The organism is Bacillus sp. MUM 116, from assembly GCF_001866655.1.
Taxonomy (GTDB): Bacteria; Bacillota; Bacilli; order Bacillales; family Cytobacillaceae; genus Neobacillus.
On sequence record NZ_MLYR01000134.1, the window covers coordinates 1 to 1484 of the forward strand.

Sequence of the window (1484 nt, forward strand, 5' to 3'; positions counted from 1 at the left end):
TTGATGCAACCGTTGATAGGATATGGAAGGCGATATCTGGATACAAGGGGCTGGATGTAGATATTAAGGCAAGCTATAACAAAATGAAAAAAGATGGCAAATTTATTGAAAACAAAATTGTCCTTAATCCTCGAATCGTTTCCGTACCCCTATCCTTGTTTATTTTAAAACAACATTTGTTGTTTAAAAGGGGTGATTCTTATGAAAATTTATAACGTGTTGTATTCTCCATTCCCGAATTAAAGCAGGAGAAGTAATGTTAAATATGGCCGCTGTTTCATTAGGAGACGTCCCGTGAACATTTATGTAATTAAGTACGTCTAGTTTATACTGTGTGGAGTAACTTGTATAGGATTTTTTTAACGCTTCATCACCATGGTGTTCATACTGCATTACCCAAGTTCTAACTATATTCTCAGAGGTTCTTATGGCTGCCTCAATCGAAGCATAAGTCCTCACTCCTTCTAAATATTGTTGAACTGCAGCTAATTTATCCTCTGTAGTGAATTTAACCATAGAAAAACTGCACGCCTTTTTGTCAGATTGTGTGTCTAACAAATGGGGTGCAGTTCAATATTGTAGCGAGTTTTTGCATTTTTATATGCTAATTGCTATGTCAAAACGTTTGTCGTTACGGCTTTAAATATCTGAAAAGCACTTCAAAACGGAACCCTTAGGTCTCAACCCATTTTATCAACAGATCCTTTTATTTGGGATCTTCAAGATTTGATCATACAAGGGGAAAGTAGCCTTTTACTTGCTTTGTGATTTTTCATGTTTACCTGACTTTCTTTTAAAAATTGAATCAAATACAGTAATTACCACGTTAACAATTGGATCTAATAGTCCAGATAATTTATAAGTAACTAATGAAACAATTATCGCCACAATCAGACTGGCTAGAACATCGAGCGGATAATGAAGACCTGCCCAAATGCGAGAAAATCCTGTTAAAATAGCTAAAATAAACATAGGAATACCGATTTTTTTATTTCGAAGCCACATGGCAATTGCAATAGCGAAAGAACCCGTTGAATGATCACTTGGGAATGATGGATCATTTGAATGTGGGATTAGCGGTATAAAATGATGTGTAACAAAAGGTCGTGGCTCATAATGAACCTTTGCAATAAGAACATTCATGACTAAACCGAGCAATCCAGTTCCTCCAGCATATAAAACAGCACGTTTCATAGATTTTCCACCAAACAACCAGAGTGCTATTAAAGCTAAAGCAAAAATATAAATTGCATCATTAGTAATAAAAACCATAAAATTGTCTAAAGTATGGTTGTGTCCAGATAAATTATGGATACTTTTAAATAAATTATAATTCATTGAAAACAAAACTCCCCTTAGATGATAATAAAATCATATGGAATTAAGTATATCCCAGAGTAAAGGCTAGAACCATTAAAATAATATTAATTAAAATTAATAAAAAAGTTATGAACAAACAGAAACCTTTTCTTCAAAAATAATAT

General features: G+C 33.4%; 2 protein-coding genes and 1 pseudogene. 1 reads left to right on the forward strand and 2 read right to left on the reverse strand.

The genetic code is table 11. The features are described from left to right. Positions 1–215, forward strand: a pseudogene (locus BIV60_RS30065) (hypothetical protein); the annotation flags it as partial. Here the strand turns inward: BIV60_RS30065 and BIV60_RS25490 are convergent. Next, positions 184–516 carry a helix-turn-helix domain-containing protein gene (locus tag BIV60_RS25490; protein WP_071358509.1) on the reverse strand — a complete coding sequence of 111 codons (333 nt, stop codon included), beginning with the start codon at positions 514–516 and terminating at the stop codon, positions 184–186. The pseudogene BIV60_RS30065 and the gene BIV60_RS25490 overlap by 32 nt on opposite strands. Positions 517–753: 237 nt before the next feature. Beyond that, positions 754–1338, reverse strand: a complete 585-nt coding sequence (locus tag BIV60_RS25495; protein ID WP_071358510.1) for an undecaprenyl-diphosphatase — start codon at positions 1336–1338, stop codon at positions 754–756. Positions 1339–1484: the final 146 nt, after the last annotated feature.